General features: G+C 60.3%; 24 protein-coding genes. 10 read left to right on the plus strand and 14 right to left on the minus strand.

Annotated features, from left to right (window positions below; translation table 11 throughout):
* The first annotated feature begins 44 nt into the window (after nucleotides 1–44).
* The 3 genes from IEX40_RS11880 to IEX40_RS11890 all read left to right on the plus strand — a co-directional run bounded on the left by IEX40_RS11880 (nucleotide 45) and on the right by IEX40_RS11890 (nucleotide 3,582).
* Complete coding sequence (locus IEX40_RS11880) at nucleotides 45–1,925, plus strand: DUF294 nucleotidyltransferase-like domain-containing protein (protein WP_188748469.1); 1,881 nt, start codon at nucleotides 45–47, stop codon at nucleotides 1,923–1,925.
* 9 nt (nucleotides 1,926–1,934) lie between these two features.
* Nucleotides 1,935–2,687 (plus strand): 3'-5' exonuclease, encoded by a 753-nt coding sequence (locus IEX40_RS11885; protein ID WP_188748471.1) that lies wholly within the window; start codon nucleotides 1,935–1,937, stop codon nucleotides 2,685–2,687.
* A gap of 82 nt (nucleotides 2,688–2,769) precedes the next feature.
* A complete protein-coding gene (locus IEX40_RS11890; protein WP_188748687.1) occupies nucleotides 2,770–3,582 on the plus strand; it encodes a hypothetical protein in 813 nt (270 codons plus the stop codon).
* 13 nt (nucleotides 3,583–3,595) lie between these two features.
* Here the strand turns inward: IEX40_RS11890 and IEX40_RS11895 are convergent, their stop codons facing one another.
* The 7 genes from IEX40_RS11895 to IEX40_RS11925 form a co-directional block, all read right to left on the minus strand.
* Nucleotides 3,596–4,729 (minus strand): alpha-hydroxy acid oxidase, encoded by a 1,134-nt coding sequence (locus tag IEX40_RS11895; RefSeq protein ID WP_188748473.1) that lies wholly within the window; start codon nucleotides 4,727–4,729, stop codon nucleotides 3,596–3,598.
* On the minus strand, nucleotides 4,729–5,406 hold the full coding sequence (locus IEX40_RS11900) for a Fe2+-dependent dioxygenase (RefSeq protein WP_229680725.1): 678 nt from the start codon (nucleotides 5,404–5,406) through the stop codon (nucleotides 4,729–4,731). Before IEX40_RS11900 ends, IEX40_RS11895 begins: the two co-directional genes overlap by 1 nt.
* Nucleotides 5,407–5,469: 63 nt before the next feature.
* Nucleotides 5,470–7,695: a TonB-dependent receptor gene (locus IEX40_RS11905; protein ID WP_188748477.1), complete on the minus strand. Its 2,226-nt coding sequence runs from the start codon at nucleotides 7,693–7,695 to the stop codon at nucleotides 5,470–5,472.
* A gap of 131 nt (nucleotides 7,696–7,826) precedes the next feature.
* The gene (locus tag IEX40_RS11910) at nucleotides 7,827–8,633 is read right to left on the minus strand and encodes an energy transducer TonB (protein ID WP_188748479.1); all 807 of its coding nucleotides are present in this window, start codon (nucleotides 8,631–8,633) and stop codon (nucleotides 7,827–7,829) included.
* Nucleotides 8,630–9,061: an ExbD/TolR family protein gene (locus IEX40_RS11915; protein WP_188748481.1), complete on the minus strand. Its 432-nt coding sequence runs from the start codon at nucleotides 9,059–9,061 to the stop codon at nucleotides 8,630–8,632. The genes IEX40_RS11910 and IEX40_RS11915 overlap by 4 nt, the downstream gene beginning before the upstream one ends.
* A complete protein-coding gene (locus IEX40_RS11920) occupies nucleotides 9,058–9,450 on the minus strand; it encodes an ExbD/TolR family protein (RefSeq protein WP_188748483.1) in 393 nt (130 codons plus the stop codon). Before IEX40_RS11920 ends, IEX40_RS11915 begins: the two co-directional genes overlap by 4 nt.
* On the minus strand, nucleotides 9,440–10,240 hold the full coding sequence (locus IEX40_RS11925) for a MotA/TolQ/ExbB proton channel family protein (protein WP_229680726.1): 801 nt from the start codon (nucleotides 10,238–10,240) through the stop codon (nucleotides 9,440–9,442). Before IEX40_RS11925 ends, IEX40_RS11920 begins: the two co-directional genes overlap by 11 nt.
* A gap of 131 nt (nucleotides 10,241–10,371) precedes the next feature.
* Between IEX40_RS11925 and IEX40_RS11930 the strand changes: the two genes are divergently transcribed.
* The 5 genes from IEX40_RS11930 (at nucleotide 10,372) to fecE (ending at nucleotide 16,168) form a co-directional block, all read left to right on the plus strand.
* Nucleotides 10,372–12,456, plus strand: a complete 2,085-nt coding sequence (locus IEX40_RS11930; RefSeq protein WP_188748485.1) for a TonB-dependent receptor family protein — start codon at nucleotides 10,372–10,374, stop codon at nucleotides 12,454–12,456.
* Between the two features lie 82 nt (nucleotides 12,457–12,538).
* Nucleotides 12,539–13,450 carry a Fe(3+) dicitrate ABC transporter substrate-binding protein gene (locus IEX40_RS11935; RefSeq protein WP_188748487.1) on the plus strand — a complete coding sequence of 304 codons (912 nt, stop codon included), beginning with the start codon at nucleotides 12,539–12,541 and terminating at the stop codon, nucleotides 13,448–13,450.
* Nucleotides 13,440–14,441, plus strand: coding sequence for a FecCD family ABC transporter permease (locus IEX40_RS11940; RefSeq protein WP_188748490.1), 1,002 nt, complete (start codon nucleotides 13,440–13,442; stop codon nucleotides 14,439–14,441). The genes IEX40_RS11935 and IEX40_RS11940 overlap by 11 nt, the downstream gene beginning before the upstream one ends.
* Complete coding sequence (locus IEX40_RS11945) at nucleotides 14,438–15,403, plus strand: FecCD family ABC transporter permease (protein WP_188748492.1); 966 nt, start codon at nucleotides 14,438–14,440, stop codon at nucleotides 15,401–15,403. Before IEX40_RS11940 ends, IEX40_RS11945 begins: the two co-directional genes overlap by 4 nt.
* On the plus strand, nucleotides 15,404–16,168 hold the full coding sequence (gene fecE / locus IEX40_RS11950; protein WP_188748494.1) for a Fe(3+) dicitrate ABC transporter ATP-binding protein FecE: 765 nt from the start codon (nucleotides 15,404–15,406) through the stop codon (nucleotides 16,166–16,168).
* 6 nt (nucleotides 16,169–16,174) lie between these two features.
* On the opposite strand, the gene IEX40_RS11955 is transcribed toward fecE, so the two are convergent.
* From IEX40_RS11955 to IEX40_RS11970, 4 genes are read right to left on the minus strand one after another with little or no spacing between them, the layout of a single operon-like run.
* Nucleotides 16,175–16,735, minus strand: coding sequence for an acyl-CoA thioesterase (locus IEX40_RS11955; RefSeq protein ID WP_229680727.1), 561 nt, complete (start codon nucleotides 16,733–16,735; stop codon nucleotides 16,175–16,177).
* Nucleotides 16,736–16,766: 31 nt separating this feature from the next.
* The gene (locus tag IEX40_RS11960; protein ID WP_188748496.1) at nucleotides 16,767–17,087 is read right to left on the minus strand and encodes a BolA family protein; all 321 of its coding nucleotides are present in this window, start codon (nucleotides 17,085–17,087) and stop codon (nucleotides 16,767–16,769) included.
* A complete protein-coding gene (locus tag IEX40_RS11965) occupies nucleotides 17,065–18,426 on the minus strand; it encodes a DUF3422 family protein (protein WP_188748498.1) in 1,362 nt (453 codons plus the stop codon). Before IEX40_RS11965 ends, IEX40_RS11960 begins: the two co-directional genes overlap by 23 nt.
* A 33-nt stretch (nucleotides 18,427–18,459) precedes the next feature.
* Nucleotides 18,460–18,813, minus strand: coding sequence for a hypothetical protein (locus IEX40_RS11970; RefSeq protein WP_229680728.1), 354 nt, complete (start codon nucleotides 18,811–18,813; stop codon nucleotides 18,460–18,462).
* Nucleotides 18,814–18,862: 49 nt separating this feature from the next.
* Between IEX40_RS11970 and IEX40_RS11975 the strand changes: the two genes are divergently transcribed.
* A complete protein-coding gene (locus tag IEX40_RS11975; RefSeq protein ID WP_188748500.1) occupies nucleotides 18,863–19,528 on the plus strand; it encodes a hypothetical protein in 666 nt (221 codons plus the stop codon).
* A gap of 66 nt (nucleotides 19,529–19,594) precedes the next feature.
* Here IEX40_RS11975 and IEX40_RS11980 read toward each other — a convergent pair whose 3' ends face one another.
* Genes IEX40_RS11980 through IEX40_RS11990 form a run of 3 tightly spaced genes read right to left on the minus strand, consistent with a single transcriptional unit; the run spans nucleotide 19,595 to nucleotide 25,189 of the window.
* Nucleotides 19,595–23,032, minus strand: coding sequence for an SbcC/MukB-like Walker B domain-containing protein (locus IEX40_RS11980; RefSeq protein WP_188748502.1), 3,438 nt, complete (start codon nucleotides 23,030–23,032; stop codon nucleotides 19,595–19,597).
* Nucleotides 23,019–23,789: a DUF4194 domain-containing protein gene (locus IEX40_RS11985; RefSeq protein ID WP_188748503.1), complete on the minus strand. Its 771-nt coding sequence runs from the start codon at nucleotides 23,787–23,789 to the stop codon at nucleotides 23,019–23,021. Before IEX40_RS11985 ends, IEX40_RS11980 begins: the two co-directional genes overlap by 14 nt.
* The gene (locus tag IEX40_RS11990; protein WP_188748505.1) at nucleotides 23,789–25,189 is read right to left on the minus strand and encodes a Wadjet anti-phage system protein JetA family protein; all 1,401 of its coding nucleotides are present in this window, start codon (nucleotides 25,187–25,189) and stop codon (nucleotides 23,789–23,791) included. Before IEX40_RS11990 ends, IEX40_RS11985 begins: the two co-directional genes overlap by 1 nt.
* A gap of 272 nt (nucleotides 25,190–25,461) precedes the next feature.
* Here IEX40_RS11990 and IEX40_RS11995 point away from each other — a divergent pair, with 272 nt between their 5' ends.
* Nucleotides 25,462–26,214, plus strand: a complete 753-nt coding sequence (locus IEX40_RS11995; protein WP_188748507.1) for a TOBE domain-containing protein — start codon at nucleotides 25,462–25,464, stop codon at nucleotides 26,212–26,214.
* The last annotated feature ends 5 nt before the right edge of the window (nucleotides 26,215–26,219 follow it).

The raw sequence follows: 26,219 nt of genomic DNA on the forward strand, positions 1-26,219 counted from the left end.
ACTATCCGCCCTTTTTATCACCGGTTCGGAATCCAGAGGACAAAATGCAGGCCGAGCACCTGGAAATCATGGACTTTCTGCGCCGCTACCCCCCTTTCAACGAGCTTCCGGAGGAAGCGCTGGGACGGGTAGCCGCCAATATCGACGTCAGCTACTTTAAAGCTGGTACTCAGATCCTGGAATTCGACCAAGAGGTGGACGCTTGGTACGTCATTCGTAGCGGCGCGGTGGAGGTGTACCGACGTAACGGCGATCTCTACAACCGGCTCAGCGAAGGGGGCTATTTTGGTGAGTTCGGTTTGTTGCGTGAGAACCGGGTGCGGTTTCCTATCGTCGCCCTGGAAGATACTCTCGCCTACCTGATTCCGGCGCCGATCTTCAAAGAACTGTTTGAGCAGTACGAAAACTTCGCAGATTTCGTCGAGGTGGAGGACCGTAGCCGACTGAGACAGACCGTAGCCCGCCGCGAGGACGCCAATGAACTGCTGACCTCCAGTATTGAGGTGTTGATCGGCCGGGCTCCGGTTACCATCGAGACCGGCAGTACTGTGCGCGAGGCTGCCATACGCATGAGCGACGAGGGGGTATCCTCGTTGTTGATCGTACACCCTTCAGGCTCAGATCAGGCCAATGTCTCCTGCATGGCCGGTATGATCACCGACCGTGACCTGCGCAACCGTGTAGTGGCAAAAGGATTGAGCTACGACACGCCGGTAACCCAAATCATGACGGCGGAGCTGATCCACGCCGAGCACAACCAACTGGTGTTCGAGGCGATGCTGGCGATGCTGCAGCACAATGTGCATCATCTGCCGATTCTCAAGCACGGAACCCCGGTGGGCGTTATCGCGCTATCCGATATTATCCGTTACGAATCGCAGAACAGTCTGTTTGTGGTCAGCCGTATATTCCGCGCGAATAGCGTTGAGGAGCTGAGTACGCTGGAGGGCGAGGTGCGTTCATGTTTCAGCCGCATGGTGCATGAGGATGCCAACTCGAAAATGATCGGTCGCGCCATGGCGGTGATCGGCCGCAGCTTCAAGCAGCGTCTGCTTGAGCTGGCCGAGGAGAAATTGGGGCCACCGCCTGTGCCGTACTGTTTTCTGGCTCTGGGCTCTATGGCACGCCAGGAGCAGCTGATCGTGACCGATCAGGACAACGCCCTGGTGCTCGACAACAGCTTCGACCCGATGAAACACGACGCCTATTTCCTCCAGTTGGCACAGTTTGTCAGCGACGGCCTTGCCGCCTGCGGTTATACCTACTGCAAAGGGGAGATCATGGCCACCACGCCAAAATGGCGTCAACCGCTGCGGGTATGGGAGCGTTACTTCGATGAGTGGATCGATGAGCCGACACCACAAACGCTGCTCAACAGCTTCATATTCTTTGACCTGGACGGCGTCTGGGGCAAAACCGAGTGGGCCGACCATCTTAGTCGCTATATCGCGAACAAGGCCCAGCACAACTCCCGCTTCCTGGCCTGCATGGCGCGCAACGCACTGCTGCGCACTCCACCGCTGGGCTTCTTCAAGGAGTTCGTCATGGAACCCTCGGGACAGCAAACTCAGTCGATCGATATGAAGCGGCGCGGAACCGCTCCGCTGGCTGATCTGATACGCGTGCACGCATTGGCCGTGGGCTCAGTCGCCCGCAACTCATTCGACCGACTTCAAGACGTTATCGAGGCGGATATTCTACCTCAGGGAAGAGGACAGGATCTGCGCGACGCGCTGGAGTTCATCTCGATGGTGCGCATCCGTCACCAAGCGCTGGACCTGGACGCAGGGCAAAAACCCGATAACAAAATCGAGCCGGAAAACCTGTCGGACTTCGAGCGCAAGAACCTTAAGGATGCCTTCCAGATTCTAAGCAGCGCACAGAAGTTCATAAAATACCGTTACCAGGCCAGCCGTATAGGTTAAGGACGAAGCGTGTTCTATCTCAGTAAGAAGCAGCTAAAGGAAGAGGAGCTACCGGCAGGCCATCGCTCACCTGACTGGCCATCCCGACTGGCCCAACTGGCAGAGCAGGCACGTAACCCGTCGCTAAAGGCTTTCTATGAAGCCGGCGTGGTCGCCGCCAACACACCGATATCGGAGGTGCCGCTGGTCGCGATGGATTTCGAAACCACCGGCATCGACGCTAGCCGCGACGAGATCGTCAGCATCGGCCTTGTCAGCATGAGCCTTGAGCGGATCCGCATGAGCGAAAGCCAGCACTGGATACTCAAACCTCGCGCGGACCTGCGTGACGAATCGGTGGTAATTCACGGTATTACTCACTCGGAGGTGGAGAGCGCACCTGACCTGACCCGGATTCGGGAGCAACTGCTTGAAACCCTGGCCGGTCGGGTCGTCGTCGTGCACCACAAGGGGATCGAGCGAAAATTTCTCGATGCCGCACTGAAACGGCGTATCGGCGAGGGTATAGAGTTTCCCTGTATCGACACCATGGAGCTGGAGGCACGCCTGCACCGTCGCAAGCCCAGCGGCCTGATCGACAAGTTGTTCGGCCAGAAACCCAGAGTCTCGATCCGCCTGCCGGAGAGTCGCGAGCGCTACCACCTGCCGCACTATCCCGCCCACAATGCCCTCACCGACGCCCTGTCCTGCGCCGAACTTCTGCAAGCCCAGGTCGCGCACCGGTTTTCACCGGATACGCCGGTTAGCACACTGTGGAGTTGAGCCTCTCCCCTTTTTAAGCACTCATTCAGTTAACTACTGTCTTAATAGTAAGCACCGGTAAACCTCAAACAGGAGGTGTAGTATGAAAACCGGACTTACGTCTCGAAATCTGCTGAGGGGCTTCACGCTGCTGCTGGCTCTGTCGCTGAGTGCCTGCGTGTATGGCCCCTATGACTCTCACGCCCGTGTCGGGGTACACGGCTATTATGACAGCGCCTACGACGACTTCTATTTTTACCCGGATGTCAGCGTCTATTTCGGTATCAACTCGGGCCGTTACTACTATCGCCCTCACGGACATTGGATCAGCACCTATACGCTGCCGCGAACCATTGTGCTGAAACCCGAGCGACGGGTGATCATCAAAAAGCTGCCACGTCGAAGCCCCTATGACCGATATCGGGACCACCGCAACCGCTATGATCGTCACGACAGAGACCGTTACCGTGATCACGACAGAAACCGCCGCTATTACTATGACGGTTCCCACGACCAGGATGGCGCTTATCGCCAGTTCTTCAGCGATCGCCGAGATCGCGATGGCCCACGCTATCGGCATGGAGACAGGGAGCGCTCACGCAGCCTGAATATCCAGCGGTTTACAGACTCTGTCGAATCGGGCCGTCATCGGGATCGGGATCGAGACCGCCCCGTCAGTACTATCCGCCACGAGAGCAGAAGCAATGACGATATCAATTCCCGGGTCAGGGTGAGAGTGCGCGACCGCACGCACGGTTTTAGCCACAACGACGAGCGTCGCCGGCGTAATAAAGGCACTCACACCTGGGATGGCGACCGCGAGCGCTCAAAGAGCTTGCACTTGAACAAGCGACTTGAGCGCGACGACTCGCAAGACCGGCCTCGAAACCGGATTCGCCTCGACGGCTGGCGGTAACTCGCCGCCGCCTCTAGAGGTTGAATAGCGACGGTGCGGGTTGGTAGAGCGCCGCGCGCCCGATATCTGCCAACGTCGGAGTCCCGGCCAACGCCATGCACACCTCCAGCTCCTCGCGCAGGATCCGCAGCATATGCGCCACACCGGGGGCACCGGCTACGGCCAGTGCGTAAAGCTGGGGGCGTCCGACCATCACCGCATCGGCACCGAGGGCGAGCGCCTTGAATACGTCGGTTCCGCGCTCGATGGCGCCATCGAGCAACAGGCTCATCTCCGCCCCCACCGCCTGACGAATCGCCGGCAGTACCTCGATGGCCGAGGGCACGCAGTCCAGCGCACGCCCACCGTGGTTGGAGATCACCAGACCGGCGATCCCCATCTGCTGTGCCTTGAGCGCATCCGCCGTGCTGAGCACGCCCTTGAGGATGATCGGCAGTCGGCTGTGTGACTGCAGCCAGCGGATACCCTCCCAGTTTGGCGCTTCGGTCATCATCCCCTGGAACACGATACTCTGACTCGGCTCCAGCACCCTGCGCGGCAACGGCGGTCGCTGCTTCAGATTGACCGCTTCCACCCCTTCGGGCAGTTCAAAGCCGGCCCGCTGGGCGCGGTTGCGGATACCGTGCAGCGGCGCATCGACGGTGATCATCAGGCAGGTATAACCGGCATCCTCGGCGCGGCGCACCAGGCTCAGGGTGAACTCCCGGTCCTGCTGGAAGTAGAGCTGGAACCAGCGCGGCGAGTCCAGCGTGCGGGCGATCGACTCCAGCTCGACGCTGGACAGGGTGCTGACTACCATAGGGGTTTCCAGCACGCTGGCGGCACGTGCGGTGGCGATCTCCCCCTCCGGATGCACCAGCTTGTGAAAAGCCACCGGCGCCAGCATGATCGGATGGCGGAAACCCTCCCCCAGCACCCGTGTTTCCGTGCTGCCCCGGGTGACATCGACCAGCACCCTCGGACTGATCAGCAGGCGGTCCAGCATCTCGCGGTTGCGGCGCTGGCTGATCTCGTCGGCACCACCGCCGACAATATATTCGTATACCGCCCTCGGCATATGCGCCGTTGCCCGTTTGGCATAGTCGCCAAGGCTGACCAGATCAGCGGGAATCTGTGCCAGCGGCGGCAACATGTTATCGCTACTCATCAGGTATCCGCCCACTGCTGAATCAACTTGTGATAAAGCCCGGACAGACGCATGACATCGACATCATCCGAGCCGCTTTTGATCGTCAGCGATTGCACGGAGCTGTCCAGATCGAACAGCAGTTCCCGCTGTTCATGGCTGCGCACCATGCTCTGGATCCAAAAAAACGCCGCCAGCCTCGCACCGGACCTGACCGACCTGACCCGGTGCAGGCTGGTCGAGGGGTACAGGATCATGTCACCCGCCTCCAGACGGATGCTCTGCTTGCCGTATTTGCCCTCGATCTCCAACTCTCCGCCGTCGTATTCATCGGGCGAGGACAGAAACAGGGTTGCCGACAGATCGGTACGCACCCGGGTAATGGTGCCCGGTACAACCCGTATGGCGTTATCCACATGCAGTTCGTAATGGCCGCCATCGCGATAGCGATTGAACATCGGCGGCAGAATCTTCAGCGGCAACGCCGCCGAAATGAAGCTTGGATTCTGTGCCAGCCTGGCCAAGATCAGGTCGCCCAATTGGCGAGCCAATGGCGACTGTTCATCCAACTGCTGGTTATGCTTCGCCCCGAGGGCCTGGGTACCGGCGGTACGGGCGCCATCGACCCAGTCGGCCGCATCGAGATGCCGGCGCACCGCCGCCACCTCCTGCGCGTCCAATACACTTCGAATGGGCAATATCAATCCGCACCTCCGTAAAAATTAAAAAGGCCGGCCGGGTCTAGCCCGACCGGCAAGCCGTCAAAACTTGTAGTTCAACGTCAGGTTGGCCGAACGGGCATCGCCCAGATATACGATGCTGCCGCCACGGTACACCGCGGTGTAGTACTCCTCATCGGTCACGTTCTGGACATTGGCACGCAGGCTCAGCTGTGGGCTGATCTGGTAGCTCGCAAACAGATCGTAGACGGTGTAGTCAGGCAGCTCGATATCGCCACTGGCACCCGCATCCGGCTGACCGCCGAAGATCTCGCTGGAGTAGGTTGCCACGCCACCAAAGGCGAACTTGGGCGTCAACTGGTAGCGCAGCTGGGCGTTGCCGCTCTTCTCGGCGAAGTTGGCCTTGGGCTTGCCCACATTCTCCGGGTCGTAGGATTCCAGGGTTTCCGACTCCATGATCGCCACGCCGATCTGGGCGCTCAGCTTGGGCGTGATATTGCCCGACAGCCCAAGCTCCAAACCCTCGACCCGGTTCTTGCCGGTGTTAAGGGTACCGCCGGTGACGTAGGAGTCGGAGCCGCCCTCGATGACGTCATCCTTGGTGGTGCGGAACAGCGCAGCCGTGAGCAGCAGCTTCTCATCCATCAGGTTCCACTTGGTGCCCAGCTCCAGGTTGGTCGACTGTTCCGGTTCGGCCTGGGCGTAGTTGCCGTCACTGTCCGCACAGAGACCGCCATACCCGCAGCTGGTGCCGGCATCGGCCTCACCACCATTGATGTTGGACGAGGTACTCCAACTGGCGTACACATTGCCGTGCTCCCAGGGCGAGTAGACGACCCCCAGGTGACCATTCAGGAAGCCATCGCTGAACTCATAGTTGGTAAACGTGGTCTCGCCTCGGGGAATGGCATCCAGCGAGTAATCGAAGTAGTCATAACGAAGCCCGGCGAACACCTCCCAGTCATCACTCAGGGTGACCGTGTCCATCAGGTAGGCGGACAGGGTTTTCAGATCCAGTTTGCGGGTTGCATCGCTACGCTCGACACTGCCAGCCCACAGGCCGTTGTCGGCGTTATAGGGATCGATAGTGAAGCTGCTGGTGGTGTCGATGATATAGCTGCCGGCATCCACGCCCTCCTTGGCAAACTCGATACCGGCGACAATGGTATTGCGCTTGCCGAACAGCTCCTTGTCGAGGATAAGGTTGGTCTGGTTACCCAGATAGGCGTTCTCCTGCCATCCGGTAAAGCTGCGCAGATCGGCGCGACGGGCGCTGTAGGCCGTAACGATATACTCATTGACCGTTTCGCCGATACGGGTCTTGTTCTGCAACTCGACGCCACGACCGAAATCATGCTCCACGGTGAAGGTCAGGATATCGGCCTCACTGCGCTGAAAATCCAGGCCGTTTTGGCCGACGTAGTCGTATTTGTCGAACTCGCCGGAATCTCGGTCCAAGCCATACCCGGGATCGGTGCGGTCATCGCCGCGGAAGTGGTAAAAGTCGGCCGACAGCAGGGTCTTGCGCCCCGGTTGATAGACGCCGGAGAGCAGGATGCCGTTGCGGCGTTCGCCCGCCGGCGCGCGATCCGGGGTATCGGCTTCGGTATACAGTACGTTGGCGCGCACACCCAGATCGCTGGTCACCGCCTTATTGGCATCGACGGTGTAACGCTTGTAATCGTCGGAGCCCAGCCCAGCCTGCAGGTTAACGAAATCATCCTCCATGCTGGCTTTCTTGGTCACGGTATTCACTGCACCACCGGTTGAACCACGCCCGGCAAAGGTGGAACTCGGCCCCTTGCTGATCTCCACCTGCTCCAGCGCGAAGGTCTCGCGGCTGATCAGGCCAGGTTCGCGCAAACCATCGGTGAACACGTCGCTGCGCGCCTCGTAGCCGCGGATGATATAGCGGTCACCGAAGGAGTTGCCGCCCTCACCGGTGCCCAGGGTGATGCCGGGCTGCGCGCTGAGAATATCCTTGAGCTCGGTCTTGCCGGAGTCCTCGATACTGTCCTTGGTCAGCACCGTCATGGTCTGAGGCGTATCGGCAATTTCACGCACCCGGCGCTTGTCGGAGGTGCTCTTTGCCTTGTAGGGCGCCTCGGGCTCCGCATAGGGGTTGGCATCGGCAGCGATGCGCCCATCCTCGACCAGCAGCGTATCCAGCGCCACCTCTTCGGCGTGCACTGAGCCCATCATCGCTGTCGAAATTGCAAAGGTAAGTGTACCCGCCATTGTCACTGAGCCACGCAGCACCTGTCCGCCACCGGCAGCAGCCGTTTGTTTAACTGTCAATTCAGCCATTATCCGTTCCTTTAAAGCATAGAAATCTATACACCTGGGGCCATATCCCCGGTGGGCTTAAATAGTTCTTATAGGTATATCCGTATAAAACGGCGTAAAACGACGGCTTTAATTTATTAGTTTTGTCCTTTTCAGGACTTAAGCAAAAACTCGACAGGCAGTGTTATTCTTATCTCATCCTGTTCCATTTCGGCCGGAAATTCAGGCAAAGGCTGGGCCTTTAACAGCATATCGATAACAGCTTCATCCAGCAGTTTATAACCTGAACTTTCACTTAGCTTATATTCCAGCAGTTCTCCCTTTCGGTTAACCAGAAACGAAATCTTGGCGACCCCTTCCTGCCCTCTTCTGCGCGCGGACAGGGGATAGCGCTTGTGTCTTGCCAGTTCGGCCGCCAGCTTGGCAAACCACGATTGTTTCGCTGCCGGACTTCCGCCCTGTGTCATCGCATTGGCGCTTCCAGTGCTGGCCTGCTGCTGCGCCTGCTGGGCCTGATCGCTGGCTTTAACGTCGCGGCTGGCAGTCTCGATTCGCGTCGGCATGACCACCGGTTCCTGCGATGTCTCAGCCTTTTTTGACTCAAGCTTGGGCTTGGGCGGCTCCTTTTTCGCCTTGACCACAGGCTTCTGCATCTCTGGTGGCGGTGGCGGCGCCTCGACCACAGGCTCCGGCGCCTTGATCGGTTCAGGCTCTGGCGGTTTCACCTCTGGTTCGGGCTCAGGCTCTGGTTCGGGTTGTGGCTCGACCACCCTATCCTCAAGCGTATCCTCCGCCTGGCCCAGATCGCCCAGCATCCCCAGATCGATCTCGATCCCCTGCTCACCCTGATCCTTGGTCCCATCCTCGTTATCCGCAGCCAGCACCACGATCAGCAGCGAAAGGTGCAGCAGCAGTGCTATGAGCAAGGCAACTAGCCAATGGCGTCGGCTCAGGGTCATGATGCGCGCTCCGACAACCGGGTAATCAGCGATACCCGAACCAACCCTGCATCCCTTACCTGCCTGAGCAGCGATCTAAGTTCGGTCACCGGAAGCTCCGCATCCACTTTTATACGTACCGACAGATTGTCCAGGTCGACATATTCAATTAGCTTTTTTTCGATAGCGGATGTTATATCGCCGATTTGAACCGGAACATCACCTATATAAGCAACACCTTCTGCGGTGACAATAATATCGAGTGAGTCCTGTTCGGAAAGACGGGTGTCATTAACCGATTTTGGCGGTTCAGTTTTAACCACATCTGACTTCGACACCTGGCCCGAAACCATAAAAAATATCAACATCAGAAAAACGATATTGATCAGGGGAATCACATTATCGTCACCGTTATCACGCCGCTTTATTTTCGCCGTATCGATAATCAAGGCAGCACGCCTCCAAGCGAAACCGTTTCTGCACCCGCCAATTTCAGCGCATCCACCAAACGAACCAGGCTTTGAGTATGCACGCCCTCTGCAACGTCGATACCGAATACGCCCTGACGCGCCGCGATCACCTCACTCAACCGCTCACCAGCCATCAGGCTCAACTGCTCTCCATCAATGCTGATCGTGCCATCGTTATCGAGCAGGCGTACCAGGATCACCTCCCGCGCATCCGCCTTCGCTGCAGTTGGGATCGGCAGATCCAGCTGCCGCCACTGGCTGAAACTGGAGGAGAGCATGAAAAACAGCAGCAATATGAACACCACATCGATCAGCGGCGTCAGGCTGATCCGCGCCGGCGTGCGAACGGTGTCTAGATCAAGCAGCATGCCTGAGCACCTCGGACCTGGCCGCCCCCTTTCCCTGCATAACCTCAGCGGTGAACACGCGGGTTACCGTATCATTCATCAGTAGCGCCACACGCTCGACCTTGCGCTCGAACCAGTTATGGACGGTCATCACCGGAATCGCCACCGCCAGCCCCACGGCCGTAGTCAACAGCGCCTGCCAGATACCGCCGGATAGGACCGAAGGATCCACCTGACTGCCGGCCGCTTCCATCTGCTGAAACGCGACAATCATGCCCAAAACGGTACCCAGCAGTCCCAGCAGGGGGCTTAGTGTGGCGATCACCTCAAGCGGGCGCAGGAAGGCGCGCAGTTGACTCAGCTGATGGGTGGCGACGCGGCTGAGCTCCTCACGCAGCAGCGTTTTATCCTGCCCCGATTCCAGCCCCTGAATGGCGAGCCCAACCAACGCCGATATAGGGCGAGCACGATTCAATGCCCCCAGCGCCGACTGCGCATCACCCGACGCCCAGTGGTGAAGCCCCTGCTCGGCATTAACACAGCTCTCGGCGCGCAAGCGTGCAAATTGCCAGCACTTGACCAACACGATGGTTAGCGCGACCAGCGAGAATACAAAGAGGATCCAGACCACCGGTCCGCCCACGGTCAGGAATTCCACTACCCGATCAAGCTGCCCGACAGGAGCAGCTACTGCCTCCGTACCGAGCGGTACTCGTGCCACATCAGGAACTGCCTGATCGTTGGCAAGAGCCAGGCCAGCCAACTCTTCCGGCGCGTGTGGCGCCGAGAAATCTGTGTCGTGCGTACTCACTGTAATCCCCCTTACAAAACCAGATTCGCTAATCTTAATGATAAATATTATTATTTGCATCATGTTTTTTAGATCGATATATTGCCTAACCGAATTGCAATGACGCTCTCAACAGTTCACAGGAAGGCAGTATGGAATCCGGACGACAGCAGAACCTTGTAACAAGCCCCCACCAGCTTGCCCTGGCGATCAGCCTGGCGATGGCAGTATCTGCCTCTATAGCTCAGGCGGAAGAGCCGGCCTCACTGGAAGCACTCAAGGTCGAGGGGGACTGGATCGGTAACCCGACCAAGGAGAAGGCCAAGACCTATCCAGGATCACGCACTGTCATCGAAACGGATGAGTTACAGGAGAGTGGCGCGCTGAACCTGGAAGATGCCCTGCGCTCCTCCCCCGGGATCCAGGTGCTGGACGAGACCGGCACGGGGATTCTGCCAAATATTGGCCTGCGCGGTCTCAACCCGCTGCGTAGCGAGCGCCTGCAGATGCTGGTGGACGGCTACCCTATCGCCATTGGTCCCTATAGCAACGTTGGCGTATCCCTGTTTCCGGTCACCCTGCCCAGTATCGATACGGTGGATATCGTCCGCGGCGGAGCTGCGGTTCACTATGGGCCCAATAATGTCGGCGGCGTGCTGAACCTGCATACAAGAGCGATTCCAAACGACACCGCACAGACGGTACAGCAACGCCTGACAATCGCCGACGAGAGCGGCAACGCCCTTTCCGACACCTACTACCGCATCGGCGGCTTCGTTAACGACAGCCTCGGGCTCCAGTTTCAGGCCAATATTCAGAGTGGAGACGGTTTCCGCGACCACTCCGACACCGAGGTCCGTAACTTCATCGTCGATGCGAACTATTTCCTCGACGACGCCAATGAGCTGGACCTGAGCCTGCAATACTATGATGTGGAGGCTGATCTGCCCGGCGCCCTGAGTCCGAGTGCCTACAAGCAGGATCGCACACAGTCACAGCGCCCCTATGACGGCTACGATGCGGACATGGTGCGTGGCACCCTGACCTGGATCTATACCCCCAGCAACGATCTGGAACTGGAGTGGCGTAATTTCGCGCACCATGCGGACCGTACCTTCTTCTTCGGCCAGGATCTCAGCGGCGGCAGTTGGGCCGACCCGGAGGCTGATGCCACCCATGTAGCCGACTCACCTCGGGTATTCGACGTCTGGGGAACCGAGCCGCGCCTGACCCTGCGTCAGGGCATCCATACCCTGACTTTCGGTACTCGTTACGTCAATGAGCAGGTGGATTTCGACGTCAACCGGCTGGAGCTATCCAGCGGCAGCTACGCCGACGTTCGCCGCTGGGACTCGGAAACCAATGCCGTGGCACTCTATGCCAGCGATACGCTGAGCCTGCTCAACGGCCGTCTGCAAGTGACACCGGGTATCCGGCATGAGAATGTGCGGATGGATTTTTATGACGAGCGCAGCGACTTAAGTTACAGCAACAATGCCAGCGAAACCCTGCCCGGCCTGACCATCGGCCTGCAGGCCAGCGACTCGCTTTACCTGTTCGCCGATGCCCAGCGTTCTCTGGTACCGGTGCAGATCGCCCAGGTGTCCCGCGGCGGCGATGTGGCAAACGAAACTGCATGGAACCAGGAGCTGGGCGCACGCTGGCAGTTCACACCGGCACTCGGCCTCTCCGCGACCCTGTTCCGCATCGATTACGAGGACCAGATCCAGTTCAACAAAGCCACCAGTGAATACGAAAACCTGGGGGAAACCCGCCATGAGGGTGCCGAGCTGGGACTCGACTGGCAGGCCAGCTCGCAACTCGATCTGAGCCTGGCGTACACCTACCTGGACACCGAGCAACTCACCGGTGACAACGAAGGCAACGAGCTGCCAAACGCCCCCCACGACCACTTCAGCGCCAGCGCCCGTTACAGGTATCTGCAGTGGACCGCCAGCCTGCACGCACACTACTACAGCGACAGCTTCAGCGATGCGGCCAATACCGAAGAGGAAACCGCCAACGGCGACGCCGGCAAGCTGCCCTCCTATACCCTGATCAATGCGCGTCTGGGTCGGGACATCGCACTGTCTGGAGGTAAGAATCTCAACATCGGTTTCGCCGCCACCAACCTGACCGACGAGGAGTACTACTTCCGCGGTGCCGATGTCAGCCCCGTGGGCCGCGTACCGGCCCCCGGCCGCGCCTTCATTCTGGAGGGCCGATTGGACTTCTGATGACCGAAGCTGGCAGCGGTATACACCGCCGTCACCCGGAACTCAGCAACAATCAACAGCGCTGCCACAAACGAGAGTCAATATGAAACCTATAGACCAAGGCATTCCGTTACGGGCCATAATGCCCCTGTTGCTGGGCATTTTGTTATTAATTGCAAGGCCCGTAGCGGCCGACCCGCAGCGGGTGGTCGCGCTCGAACTCTCCTTCGTCGATGCCTTAGCACTGGTGGAGATCACGCCGATCGGTATCGCCGACGATAATCAGCCGGCAAAACTGATTCCGGCGCTGCGCGAGCGGATCGGCAGTTGGCACTCTGTCGGAACCCGATCCCAACCCAGCCTGGAGCTGATTGCGCAGCTCAAGCCAGACCTGATCATCGCCGACAGTGCTCGTCACGCCGAGATCATCGATGACCTCCAGCAGCTGGCCCCTACCCTGCTGCTGCGCAGCCGCGGTACCACCTACGGCCAAAACCTGGAGACCCTGCAACGGATCGGCGACGCCGTCGGACGTAGCGAGATGATGGCGCAGCGACTGCAACTGCACCATCAGCGGATGGCCCGCTACCGCCACCGCCTCAGCCCGCACAAGGAGAGCGTGCAGTTCGCCGTCGCCAGCGACAAAGGACTCTGGCTGCACAGCGGCAACTCCTATGCCGGCAGTCTGATCCAGACCCTGGGCTTGCGGACACCGATTACCGCCAGCGACGCCCAGCCCTATGTGCCAACCGGTCTTGAGCAGCTGCTCAAGGTCAACCCGGACTGGTTGCTGGTTGGACGCTACAGCGACAAAACGCTGCTGGACAAGTGGCAGCATACCCCGCTGTTTTCACTGCTGAACGCGCAGCGCGCGCAACAGATCGTCGATGTATCACCGGCACTCTGGTCGTTGAGTCGTGGGGTGATCGCAGCGGAACAGATGGCGGAGCAGTTGGACCGTCTGCTCAACGCGCAGGGCTCGCCACTGCTGAGCCGGAGTTCGCATGGCCAATAACCTTCCCATCCGCGCACTGCTGCTGATTGCGGTGCTGATTACCGGGTTGGCGCAATCACTGGTGCTTTGGTCCTCGTTCGAACTGCACCTGGGCGATCTGCTGCCCCTGCTCGGCACCTACGCCGGAGATGGGGGCGACAGCCTGGCAACGCAACTGATGCTCGAGCTGCGTCTGCCACGTACCCTGGTCGCGGCGCTGATCGGCGCCAACCTGGCCGTGGCCGGGGTGCAGGTGCAGGCGCTGACCCGCAATCCGCTGGCTTCGCCAACCCTGCTCGGCATCAACGCCGGCGCAGCCTGTATGCTCGCCCTGGCCGTAGCAGGTCTGTTCGGACTGGCCGCCCTCCCGCTGCCACTGCTGGCACTGATCGGCGGTACGTTCAGCGCCCTGCTGGTACTGGCGCTGGGGGGCTATTTCCGGGCCCAACCCAGTCCCGTGCGCCTGATCCTGGCGGGGATCGCAATAACCGCGTTGCTGTCCGGACTCACCCGTGCGGCGCTGATCCTGTCGGAGGATATGGCCTACAGCATGTTACACTGGCTGTCCGGATCCCTCGCCCAAGTGGACTGGGACAGCTGGCATCAGCTCTGGCCACTCAGTGTTCCCGGACTGATACTGGCTCTGCTGCTCGGCCACGCCTTCAACCTGCTCGCGTTGGGCGAAGAGTCGGCTACCGGTCTGGGCATCCGTATCCACTGGGTCCGACGTCTGGCTGCCATCAGCGTCGTTCTGCTCTGCACGGCCAGTGTGGCCAGTGCCGGCCCCATCGCCTTCGTCGGATTACTGGTACCACCCCTGTGCCGCACTCTATTCGGAAACGACCATCGGCTGCTGCTGCCGGCCTCAGCACTGACCGGTGCAGCCTTTCTGGTCTGGGCTGACCTGCTCAGTCGTGGTGTAGCCTTCCCGGCGGAGACACCGGTTGGGGTGATTACCGCCCTGCTCGGCACCCCCTTCTTCATTCTGCTGGCGGCCCGGAGTCACAGATGAGACTGAGTATTTTCTGGCTGTTGGGCGCCGCCCTGCTGCTATCGACCCTGCTTAGCCTGGCTCTGGGGGCCGTCGGTGTGACGCTGCCGGATATCTGGCAAGCGCTGACCGAGGGTGGCGACCATGATTTCATCATCAACCAGTACCGGCTGCCGCGGGCGCTGCTGGCGATACTGGTCGGCGCCGGGCTCGGCCTCTCCGGTACCCTGGTGCAGGGGGTAATCCGCAACCCGCTGGCCTCACCCGATCTGATGGGGATCAGCGCCGGGGCCGGCCTTGCAGCCACCGCCGTTATCCTGTTTTTTCCCGCCGCCGGACACTGGCTACCGCTGGCCGCCGTGGCCGGCGGCATGGCCGCGGCGCTGCTTATCTATCTCCTGGCACGGCAGTACCAGCCGGCTCCCGCCCGTCTCGCGCTGACCGGTATCGCGGTCAGCGCCTTTTTGACCAGTCTGATCGACTTCCTGCTGATCGTTCATCCGGTGGAGCTGAACAGCGCCCTGGTCTGGCTGACCGGCAGCCTCTGGGGGCGTAGCTGGGAGCAGTTACCGCTGCTCGGTATAGGTCTGGCTCTCCTGCTGCCGTTGGCCATGCGCCTGGCCTGGCGGCTGGATATCTGCGCACTGGGTGATCAGAGCGCGGTGGCATTGGGTGCCGGCCCGAAATCACTGCAGATCCAGGCATTGCTGCTGGCGGTGGTGCTCGCCAGCCTGAGTGTATGCGTTGCCGGCACCATCGGTTTTGTCGGCCTGCTCGCACCACATTTCGCACGGCTGCTGTGCGGTGGACAGCACCGCCTGCTGATACCTGTATCAGCCCTGAGCGGCGCCCTGCTGGTATCGGCGGCGGACCTGATCGCGCGCACCTTGCACCCACCACTGGAGCTGCCAGTGGGGCTGGTCACGGCGGTTATCGGCGCGCCCTACTTTATCTTCCTGCTGTTACGCTACAAGGGGTGGTAGATGCTTGAAACCCGCTCACTCAGCGCTGGCTACGGGCGCACGCCAGTGGTAAAAAATCTGAACCTGCAGCTGCCCGAGGGCAGAATCACCGCGCTGATTGGCCCAAACGGCTGCGGCAAGTCGACCCTGTTGAAGACCTTGGCACGGGTACTCAAGCCCCTCTCAGGAGAGGTACTGATGCGGGGTGCCGCCCTGCATCGACTGGATGATCGTGCCATCGCACGCCAGCTTTCGATGCTGCCCCAGACACCGACACAACCAGAGGGGATCAGCGTGCGCCAGTTGGTGGAGTATGGTCGCGCGCCCTACCTGTCGCACTGGGGGCGACTGAAAGCGGAAGACCGGCAGAGGGTCGACCTGGCGATGCGGGAAACCGGAGTGCATGAGCTGGCGGAGCGGCCCCTGTCGGACCTATCCGGCGGCCAGCGTCAGCGCGTCTGGATCGCCATGATCCTGGCCCAGGATACCGACCTGGTGTTGCTGGATGAGCCCACCACCTACCTGGACCTGGCTCACCAGATCGAGCTGCTGCAGTTGTTGCAGCAATTGAATCGGAACGGGAAAACCATTGTCGTCGTGTTGCACGACCTGAACCAGGCGTGCCGCTACTGCGATCACCTTGTGGTCTTGAGGGAGGGGCAACTGGTAACGCAGGGCTCGCCGGACGAGGTTTTCGACGCTGAACTATTGGCCACCACCTTCTCGCTCAGCGCCCAGGTGATACGGGATCCCGTCGCCGGAACCCCGATGTGCATACCGCTCTAACCGGGATCAGCTGCGCGCCAGCTGGCAGTTCTGACCGTCCAGCTTGTGCAGCTCCTGCTCGATATCCAGTGCCTTGCGTGCGGCACGCATCTCGTCCCGGTGGTGCTGCTTGAAGTTGCGTCGCATCATCCCCTCGAGGAAGCGTTTGACCTCGACGTCATCCTCCAGAATCAGGCCGGGAATAGACACCGGTTTGCGGGTCTCCTCATCCACCGCCACCATGGTGAAGTAGGAGGTGTTGGTCGGTTTTACGACACCGTTGTGGAAATCCTCCGACACCACCTTGATCCCCACCTCCATCGAGGAGCGGCCGACGTAGTTGACCGACGCGTGCAGCGTCAGCAACTCGCCCACCTCCACCGGGTTGAGAAAATCGACGGAATCGATCGACGCGGTAACGCAGTAGCAGCGGGCATGGGACGCGGCGCAGGTGTAGGCGATCTTGTCCATCAGCGACAGGATTACACCGCCGTGAACCTTGCCACCAAAGTTAGCATAGTGCGGGACCATCAGCTCCTTGAGCGTGGTCTGCGAGGCTTTAACCCGGCGAAATTCGTGATCGGACACTTGGGTCCCTCCTACTTCAGAGTATTCCGCTTCAGTGTTTGTCGGCCTTGGAACCACCCATACAGTTGGGCGACGCCGGCACAAACCCCTGCGTTGCCTGCCACTCCTCCGGTGTATGCAGATGCATCGCCAGGGCGTGAATCGGGTTCTGCATCAGCTCTGACAGCAGGCCATAGATCATCTGATGGCGCTGCACCAGGCGCTTGCCTTCGAATGCGGGACTGACCGCTACCAGTTTGAAGTGGGTATCCATGCGATCACCCGAGTGCATGTGGCTCTCGTTTTCGAGCCGGTACTCGATCAGCTCAAGACCTGCCCGCAGGCGCTGTTCAATCTCGTTTTCGACGCTCATTGCGCTTTTTCCTCGCTTGCACTTCCGGCAGCTCGCTTTCAGCCAGGGTGTGGAAGTGGTGATGTATTCGGCGTGTTGCCAGCCAGACGGCCAGCAGCACTATGGGTACCATGATACCCGTTGCCACCGCTTTATCGAATGCAACACCTGCACCATAAAGCGCTTCAAGCAGATATTTCACCAACCCCACTAAATAGTAGCTGATCGCCGCGACCGACAGCCCCTCTACCGTATGCTGCATCATCAGTTGGATCTTGGAGCGCTTGTCCATGGAGCTGAGCAGTTCGCGGTTCTGATGCTGGATCGCCATCTCCACCCGGGTACGCATCATGTCCGATACCCGGTCGACCCGGCGTGACAGGTCCTCCAGCCGCTCGCCAACCGTATTACAGGTACGTACCGCCGGTGACAGACGGCGGCCGAGAAACTCGTTGATGGTCAGGTGACCGGACACCTCATCCTCGCGCAGCTCTTCCAGCCGGCTGCTGATCAGATCGGCATAGGCACGGGAGGCGGAGAAGCGGAAGGTGGTCTGGGCACGGAAGGCCTCGATCCTTGCCGCCATCTCAGTCAGCTCCGCGAGTAAGGCACTCTCGTCCTCGGCCCCATTCTCGGCCAGCGCTTCGGTGATATGGGCCAGCTGGGTATCCATATCACTGAGTACCGGCGACGTGCGCCTGGCCTCCGGCAGCGCCAGCAGCGTCATCAGGCGGTAGGTCTCGATCTCCACCAGACGCTGCACCAGTCGGCCGAGCTGGGAATCGCTCATCCGCTTGTTGTAGACCAGGAAGCGACCGAAACCGTCGGAGTGCAAACGGAACGTGGTCCAGACCCGCGCGTCGCCGTCTTGCGGGCTGGAACCCACCAGGCGCATCTGCTCAAACCAGGGCTTTACCTCGTTGGGTTCCGGCTCCTGCACCTCTCGCGCATCCTCGATGGCGATATGGAAAGCAGCAATCACCGTGCCGGGCATCTGCTCGAGCCAGCCGGCCGGCAGTACGCTGATCCCCTGCTCGGCAAAGGGATCCTGCGGCGTCTGTGGCGCCAGATTGATGAAGGTGTAGCTGGTAAACTCCAGGTGCTTTTCCCAGCGGATACGCAGCTCACCGAAGGTCTGCTCGTAGCAGTGGCTCTCGCGCTCAGGGATCTCGTATCCCAACAGCTCGTGCAGCCTCTGCAGGTGGTGGAACTGCGCGCGCTTCTGCTCCTCGTTCACCTGCAGCGCAATGTGGGTAATGCGCGCCGGACTGGGTATGACCTGAAACGGCCGCGAGTGCAGCTCTTCGTAGAGCATCTCGCGCAGTGGGTGTATCTCCAGATGCCGGATTACGTCCTTCATATGCTTACTGCTCCATCACCGCCTTAACTCTGACTAACCTTCCAGCTCCGCCCGCAGCAGCGGCTCAGCCGACAGGTCGAAGGCGAGAACCTGCGGATCAGCTTCGAACCAGCGCTCGAACATCATCTGGTCTAGCTTCTCCGGCCACTCGTCACCATACTCATCCCAGGCTGCCAGTTCGTTCTCGAAGATCTGCCGCCAGTCCCGGCTGAGAGCCTGCACAAATCCACTCTCCTCCTCGACTTCGTCGATCAGGTAGACCGTCCCCTCCATACGCAGGGTCGCAAGATCTGTCTCTTCGTCGGGTGCCACCCGAGCGGCCCAGTCTGCCATTGGCTGTTTCGGGCGAATCACTATAGCGGAGCGGTTTAGCAACTTGATCGTCATCGACCCAAGCGTCCTATAAAATAGCGTCGAACCCTAAAGGCTCGCGCTGATGATAATTCGTGTACTACCAGAGCTGGAAAATCGCGACCAGTGGCTCAGTTTTCTGCGCCGCGAGCAGCCCTATTGTCTTGTCGAACAGCCCGAGTGTCTGGTCGATTTCCAGACCCACTTTCTGCAGCTGACGCTATTCAGTCCCATTTCCAATCTGGGCCAGCGCGATCCGGAGCGCTACACCCTGGGCTCACGCAGCTCCATACAACCCGCCTGGGATCTGATCCGCGGCTGCAACTGGTCGCTCACGGCGATCATCGACGGCCTCGCCCAGCTCGAGTTCGGCACCAATGTCCGCGACAACTCGCTGCTCGGCCTGCACGGCGATGTCAGCGTACGCAAGCGCTTTGCCAGCGAGCGAGAACTGCTGCCGCCCAGCGCATCGGGCCTGTTCACACCGCTCACCCAACTGCCGGAACAGTGGTCCGGCGATACCCTATGCCGCCTACTCGCCAACGAGCAGTGGCGCGACTGGCAATCGGAGTCAGCGGATGAAACGCTCAGTCCGCGCGCCCTGCTGCTGGCCCTGCAACAGAGTTGCGATAGCTGGCAGGTGGCCAGACTCGGCGAGCGCCTGCTGCTGCGCCACGCGGGCAGGCCGATGGTCAGTTTCATCCCGGACTCTACACCGCCCAAGCCCCGGCTTGTCGATCGCGACCTGTAGTCCTGTACACAGTAGTCCTGTACAGAAAGGGAGCCCGAAGGCTCCCTTATCGATCATGCTGCCGGATCACACCAGCTCGGCCTGATCCTCATCGGCGCTCTCGAACTCCTCCCGCGGCATCAGCTTATAGGGGTGATCGGACGCCAGAAGCTCTTTGCCCCGCTCGGTCGGGAACTCCACATCGATATCAACCACGCGGCCATCACGGCAGACGTTGATGATGGTATCCATGCAGGATGACAGCAGCGAGTACTTCTCATCCGGCGCGGCGATAATGGTCTGCAGACCCAGGTCCGACATGAAGCCGAGCGAGGTGACGGTGTTCTCCGAGTCCAGCTTGTTGAACGCCTCGTCGAATACCGACAAGCTGAAGCCGCCCACCGGCTTGCCGTCGCTGCCCTCTTTCAGGCGATAGGTGGCGCCCAATGCCGCCGCCATGGCGACGTAGAACGGCACCTGGTGCTCACCACCGGACCCGGTCTTGATACGCTGGGTCAGCGTCGTCTTGCGATTGCCCTGCAGGTCCTTCACCACCAACTCGAAATTGTAGAAGTTACGGTAGTCCTGCAACAGGCTACTTTCGCCCTCATCCTTGAGTACGTCATGGATCTTGGCCAACGCATCGCGGTGGGTGCTGTCGCCGGTGTGCTGCAGGTCGAACAGCGAGCCCACGTTGGCCTGATCCATCCGCGTGTAGGCTTCGACCAGCTCGAGGATATCCTTGAGCTCCGGGTTGGGGCTCATCTCGAAGCTGTACATCTCCTTGTGGAACGGACGGTTCTTCAGGTGGGAGTTCAGCTCGCGGATCAGATCGCGGATCTTGTTGATCTGGTCGTTCAGGTGCGCAACGAAGTCGGAACGGAAGGCGGTTTCCGCCTCCAGACGGGCACGCTCGGCCTTCTTCGCGTACTGCGCCAGCTCCGATTCGCGCAGCGCCTCGACGGTGCTGTCGACGAACTTCTCCAGATCCTCATGGGTGGAGTCGGGACCGATCTTATCCAGCTCCTGGTGGCTCATGCCGCCGCCGTGGTAGCGCGCCTTGTACTGCGCCACGGCATCGCGCACACCGTTCTTTTTCTTCTCGTGCAGCTGCAGTTCGCCCTGGGCCTTCTTCGCCGCTTCGAAGATGATCCGCTCCAGCTCGCCGTCGCAGGCTTCGTCAAGATAGTCGCGTTTCTCCTGCGCGGATTGGGCGTCAAAGTTGCTGTTCTCTTCACACTTGGTGCGGCGCTCCACGTGCTCGACCAGCTCACCATCCAGCGCCTCGACCAACGCATTGTCCTTGATGATATTGGTGCGCACCTTCTGCAGCTTGTCCATCAGCGATTTCTGCTTCGCCTCCACCGCTTTCTGATGCTCTGCCAACTCGGCGATGCGGGCCTGGATGCCGGAATCGTCATGGTTGCGCAGGTCGGTGATCGCCTGCTCGAAGCCCTTGATCTCGCCGCTGATCTGCTCACGCTGAGTGCACAGGTCGTAAACGCGCTCATTAACGCCCATCAGACCGTTGGCCAGACTGATCAGCGAGTCGCGCAGCTTCTCCAGGGTTTCGTGCTTCTTGCCGAGGGTGGTGAACTCCTTGATCAGCTCATCTACCTGACGCCCCTGCACCTGCAACTGGTCGCCGCGCCGGCGGATACCCATGATCGGGCTCAGCTCGTTGATCGCAGTAGTGGAGCCCTCGGACTGCAGCATGCAGTCGTAGGTCAGCGCGCGCTCATGGCGCAGCAGCTCGTTTTCGGTCTCCACCGCCATCACCCCACCCAGGGCGCGGTTCATATAGGCGCGGGCATCGTCGTTGTCGGTATCGATAAACTGCGCCAGCGAATTCGGCTTGGTGCGATTCAACCATTCACCACTCTTCGTGGTGTTGATGATACGGCAGCCCTTCAGGTGGCGGCCCTTGCGGCGGTACAGGGTGATCGCCTCCTTGACCCGGTCCGGCGCCACCACCAGTGCCTCACGGCGGGCGCCGAGGAAGGACTCGATGGCGATACGCCACTTGTCGTCGTTGATATCGACCAGCTCGCAGATCGGCGTCGACTTGATGCCGTAGCCCTCCAGCAGCTCCATCAGCTCGCGGGTGTTGTGGCGGATCGGCGCCCGCCCCTGCTGCAGCTGCTCCACCGCGCTCTTCTGGTTCTGGATGGTGCTGCGCAACTCGTTTATGCGGATCACCGACTCCTCGTAACGGCGCGATACCGCCTTGCGCACGGAATCGATATTGCCGCGCAGCTGCTCCAGGGTGTTGTCCACTTCGACCGGGGAGATCGGCCAGGCTTCGGCGAGTACATTCTCGCCCGAGCGCCACAGCTCCACCGACTGCGCCACCACCGGACGGAACGCCTCCGGCAGCATATCGGTATGATCGGTGAAGCTGACCGTGGTGCGCAGCAGGCTGTACACGCTCTGGATCCGGTCCTTGACCACGTTCAGCTCATGCTGGTGGGCGCGGATGGAGGACTCCAACGCGTTGATCTGGTGGGCGGAGTCGGAGGTGTTCAGCTCGGCACGGGCGTTGGCCAGGTCCTGGATTGCCCGGTTCAGCGCTTCGCTGGTCTCGGCCAGCTCGACCTGCAGCGTGCCCTCCTGCTCCTGAGAGCTCTCCAGACGCTCGGCGGCCTCCTCCTTCTTCAGGTCGGCCTGCTCGAAGCGGGATTCATGGACCACCCACTCGTACTCGACCGAGTTGCGCAGGTTGCGGCTGATGCCGCGGCACATCTCCTGCACCTTCTCCAGCTCGGTGATACGGTTGGCCACCTCCTGGGTCTTCTGCTCCATCGCCCGGTACTCGTCCAGCGACTTGCGGAAGGCGCCGACGTGAACGATGTTCTCGTCCAGTACGAACTCGCGCACGAAGCGAGTCGGGCTGTCGATCGGTACGAACTTCAGCGCGTTCTTGAAGTTCTTGACGAACTTGTCGTCGTCGTTGGGCATCTGCGGATCGTGACTGAGATGGGTCACCATCTCCTTGACGAAGCGTGCGGCACGCTTCTCCAGGATCATCTCCGGGCACTGCTTGAGCAGGCCGTCGCGGACCTCATTCCACGCCTTGGGCATCCGGCCGTTACCCTGCTTGACGGTGAAGTCGTCCAGCGTCACGGAGAAGTTGGGCAGGATGAAACGGCCGAGGATCTCCTCGTCGGCGTTGGCTGTCGAAGCACTGATGGCGATACCGACACAGCTCTCCTGCGCGGTTTCGGTATCGAAGAAGCTCATCGCCAGGTAGGAGATGGAGTCCTCGCGCGCGTTGCCCTTCTTGCCCATATCGTCGAGGAAACCCAGGCAGTAGGTGCGTAGCGAGCGCTCGCTCTTCTCACCGGCGGAGGCGTTGAAACTCAGGTGGCGCTTGTGGCCGCCCATCAGCACCGTCTGCATCGCATCGAGCAGAGAGGATTTACCCGAACCGTTGGGGCCGACGATGGCGACGTTGCCCTTGATCGGGATCTCCATCGCCCCAAGCACATACCAGTTGACCAGCACCATGCGATTAAGCTGTTTCATTGCTGCGCTCCCCGGTGGTTTCCTCTTCGCTCATGGTTTCGACAGCCGCCTGTTCAGGCTCAGGATCGGGCGGTGTTGCGCCCGACTCCGCTTCGACTGCTGCGGCGACCTTGTCTTCGGCGCGGCGGTTCCGCTCCACCTCATCCTCGACATACTCGTCGGTCTGCTCGCGGTTATCGATATCGCAGAGCGCTTCGAGCTGGCCGATGTAATCCTCGACCACCACCTGGCGGATGGTCGGGTTGATGCGGATCGGCACGTTCTTCGGATCGGTCTCGTCGGATTTACCACGCTCGATGATGCCGTGGCGGGTGAACAGCGACAGGATCTCCTTGAGACGGGTCTCGTTGGGGATCTCCTTGCCGGTCAGGGTGTCGTACAGACGCAGCAGATCGTCGGAGGAGCTGAACGCCTTGCCGTCCTCCACCTCGAACGCCTCCAACTTGGCCTCGTAGGTCTGGCGCAGGCAGAGCAGCAGCAGCGACTCATCCAGACGCAGGCGCATCACCCGCTCCTCGCCCTGGGGCAGGATACCGAGGTAAGCCTCGTCGGGCTGATAGATCAGACTCCAGCCGATCGCCTCGAACAGGTTGCGGAAGTAATCCACGTTGCCGGCAATCAGAAAGTAGTGCTCGCGGTGCACAGGGCGGTCCGCGTAGAGGAACTGACTGGTCAGCAGCAGATTGGCGGCGCGGATGAAATCATCCGCCTGATGCTGTTCGTTACGGGAAACGACTTTTTGCAGGTCACCTAGCATTATTGAGTCCTGTGAATCACGAAGCCACGACACTCCACCATATCGGCGACGTTGACGTAGCGGTCTTCAAACTGAATCTGGTAGCGCGTAGCGGTCTTGCGCGCCTTCTTGCCGAGCGAGTTCAGGTGGCGTACGTAGCTGAAGCAGATGTAGTCTTCGATGCTGTCGATACGGAACTCGGTGGCATCGAGCTTATCGCGACCGGCGAACTGCTCCTCGAGGTAGGCCTCGATCTTGTCCACCTTGACCTCACGGCGCTCCTTCCACTCCTTGAACAGCTGACGCAGCGTCAGCACCCTGGGATCGATCTCGGCCTGGGTGATGATGCGCGGTTTGGTCTCGACACGGCGGCGGATCGGCGAGCGCACACTCGACGGCGAGATGAAGCCGACCTGCTCAAGGCTATCCACCAGCGGAATCTCGCTCTCGTTCTTCTTCGCCAGTTCGGCGATCAGACGCGACAGACGCGCTGCCATCCCCGGCGTGGTCTTGTCCATGTAGCGCACGGTGTCAGCCACCCGCTTCTCGAGCTGGTAGCGGAAGTCATCGATGGCGGCCAGACGCTGATCCACCGACTCAAAGATGCGGATGACGCGGTTGATGTGCTGCTGCACCAGCGCTTCCGCCTCCTCCACATCCAGCTCGTACTGCATCTGGTAGTGCTCGGCCAGCTGATCCAGCTTGAGCGGATCGAACTGCAGGTCGCGCATCATCGACAGGATCTGGCGGCGGAAGCGAAACGGGTTGTTCTTGGTCTTCAGCGTCTTGTAGTCGGAGACCAGGATATGCTCGACGAAACGGTCGAAGAAGCTGCGCACGATCTCCTGCGGCGTCGAGCTGTCGGCCAGGCTGATCTTCAGCTCACGCAGGCCGAGCAGCATATCGGTCAGGTGGGCACTGAAGTCGGACGCGGTCTGTGCCGCCTCCTCCAGCGCGATACCGCGCCCCACCGGGTCGGCCACCGCCGATTCCAGCGAGCTGAGCACGTTCAGTACCGCACCGCCGTAGCTGCGCTTCTCCAGCTTGGAGATCGACGCCAGCGAGCGCAGCAGGAAGCTGTTCGCCGGCGACATCAGCACGTAGGTGCGGTAGATCCGCTGCTCCTCTTCGAGCCAGCCGGTCTGCACCAGGCGACGGTAGATCCGGTTGGTGTAGTCGGCGCTGGAAAGTGGCAGATCGCTGTCACTTTCGTCATCCGCCTCGGCGGCCCAGCGGCGAATACCGTAACGCACGACCGCATTTTCAATGGTCGAGCGCACCAGATCCTTGGGGATGAAGGGATCGATCAGATCCTCGTCGAAGAACAGGTCTGCCAGCTCCAGCAGCACCACCTCGTAGATACGGCGGTTCTGGCCCGATAGCGGCAGAAAGATGTCGTCCGGAAGCTTGTTGAAAAGCACTGAGTTGGGGTCCGTTCACTTAAGCTTAAGAGGGCGATTCTAACGGAAAACCCGGCACGGGATAAGGGCTGATCCAAGCAGCGCCCAGGTTAAATCGCCTGCCACAATTCGCTGTCGCAAAAATGACATTTGTACCGGCCGCTACATTTTTTACATAACGCAAAATTTCATAACGCAAAACATATAATCAATACCTTTCATATACTTAATTCATTGGCATGGATTAAGCTGTCTCTCTGTACCGATCATTTTTTACATAACGGTCCCGAAGCATGGCGGAACAGAATCAACAACTTGAAGCGCTCGCGGCCCAGCTTGATAGCCGCGGCCGGCTGGAAAAACGGCTACGACTGCTGGAAGCGATCGCCTCCACCGGCTCGCTGACAGCCGCCGCGGAGCTGACAGGCGTCAGCTACAAAACCGCGTGGAATCATCTGCGCGAGCTGAACAGCGCCTGTGGTGAAACGCTGGTCAGCACCAGTACCGGCGGCGCCAGCGGCGGCGGTTCAAGGCTAACCGACAGCGGCGAGGCTCTGCTCAAGCTGCTGCGCATCCAGCGCACCGGTAGCCGCCACCGCCTGGCACAGAGGGTTCCTGCACTCAGGTTCAGTGCCCGCAACCAGTTGCCGGCGCGCGTAATCGGCATCAGCACCAGCGGCGTGATCGCCAGGGTCGACCTGCGCATCGGCAGCCTGGAGCTGTATAGCCATATCACCCGCAGCAGCATTGAACGCCTGGGGCTGAGCCAGGGCGGTGGCGCCTTCGCCATCATCAAGGCCAGTGCGCTCGAGCTGTTGCCGCCGGACAGCCCCGAGCCGGTCGGCGACATCAACTGCCTGCCGGCTCGGGTGCTCAGTTGCGAAAGCAGCGCCCAGGGCCGAGAGATCGAATTGGAACTGGCCGAGGGCGTCAGCCTGACCGTCGCCCGCGCCTTCAACCTGAGCGAAGAGGCGTGGATCTACCAGGGCGCAGCGCTTCAGGTACTGATCCAACCGGAAGAGATTATGTTGGCGACCGCTGCATAGGCGCT

This window comes from Marinobacterium zhoushanense (assembly GCF_014641945.1).
Lineage (GTDB): Bacteria > Pseudomonadota > Gammaproteobacteria > Pseudomonadales > Balneatricaceae > Marinobacterium_D > Marinobacterium_D zhoushanense.

Excerpts from the sequence above, each read along its gene's own strand:
- IEX40_RS11945 (WP_188748492.1), top strand. The coding sequence starts at position 14,438 with ATGAGACTGAGTATTTTCTGGCTGTTGGGCGCCGCCCTGCTGCTATCG.
- IEX40_RS11890 (WP_188748687.1), top strand. The coding sequence starts at position 2,770 with ATGAAAACCGGACTTACGTCTCGAAATCTGCTGAGGGGCTTCACGCTG.
- IEX40_RS11930 (WP_188748485.1), top strand. The coding sequence starts at position 10,372 with ATGGAATCCGGACGACAGCAGAACCTTGTAACAAGCCCCCACCAGCTT.
- IEX40_RS11970 (WP_229680728.1), bottom strand. The coding sequence starts at position 18,813 with ATGACGATCAAGTTGCTAAACCGCTCCGCTATAGTGATTCGCCCGAAA.
- IEX40_RS11995 (WP_188748507.1), top strand. The coding sequence starts at position 25,462 with ATGGCGGAACAGAATCAACAACTTGAAGCGCTCGCGGCCCAGCTTGAT.
- IEX40_RS11975 (WP_188748500.1), top strand. The coding sequence starts at position 18,863 with ATGATAATTCGTGTACTACCAGAGCTGGAAAATCGCGACCAGTGGCTC.
- IEX40_RS11880 (WP_188748469.1), top strand. The coding sequence starts at position 45 with ATGCAGGCCGAGCACCTGGAAATCATGGACTTTCTGCGCCGCTACCCC.
- IEX40_RS11980 (WP_188748502.1), bottom strand. The coding sequence starts at position 23,032 with ATGAAACAGCTTAATCGCATGGTGCTGGTCAACTGGTATGTGCTTGGG.
- IEX40_RS11905 (WP_188748477.1), bottom strand. The coding sequence starts at position 7,695 with ATGGCTGAATTGACAGTTAAACAAACGGCTGCTGCCGGTGGCGGACAG.
- IEX40_RS11940 (WP_188748490.1), top strand. The coding sequence starts at position 13,440 with ATGGCCAATAACCTTCCCATCCGCGCACTGCTGCTGATTGCGGTGCTG.
- IEX40_RS11895 (WP_188748473.1), bottom strand. The coding sequence starts at position 4,729 with ATGAGTAGCGATAACATGTTGCCGCCGCTGGCACAGATTCCCGCTGAT.
- IEX40_RS11935 (WP_188748487.1), top strand. The coding sequence starts at position 12,539 with ATGAAACCTATAGACCAAGGCATTCCGTTACGGGCCATAATGCCCCTG.
- fecE (WP_188748494.1), top strand. The coding sequence starts at position 15,404 with ATGCTTGAAACCCGCTCACTCAGCGCTGGCTACGGGCGCACGCCAGTG.
- IEX40_RS11920 (WP_188748483.1), bottom strand. The coding sequence starts at position 9,450 with ATGCTGCTTGATCTAGACACCGTTCGCACGCCGGCGCGGATCAGCCTG.
- IEX40_RS11985 (WP_188748503.1), bottom strand. The coding sequence starts at position 23,789 with ATGCTAGGTGACCTGCAAAAAGTCGTTTCCCGTAACGAACAGCATCAG.
- IEX40_RS11960 (WP_188748496.1), bottom strand. The coding sequence starts at position 17,087 with ATGAGCGTCGAAAACGAGATTGAACAGCGCCTGCGGGCAGGTCTTGAG.
- IEX40_RS11910 (WP_188748479.1), bottom strand. The coding sequence starts at position 8,633 with ATGACCCTGAGCCGACGCCATTGGCTAGTTGCCTTGCTCATAGCACTG.
- IEX40_RS11965 (WP_188748498.1), bottom strand. The coding sequence starts at position 18,426 with ATGAAGGACGTAATCCGGCATCTGGAGATACACCCACTGCGCGAGATG.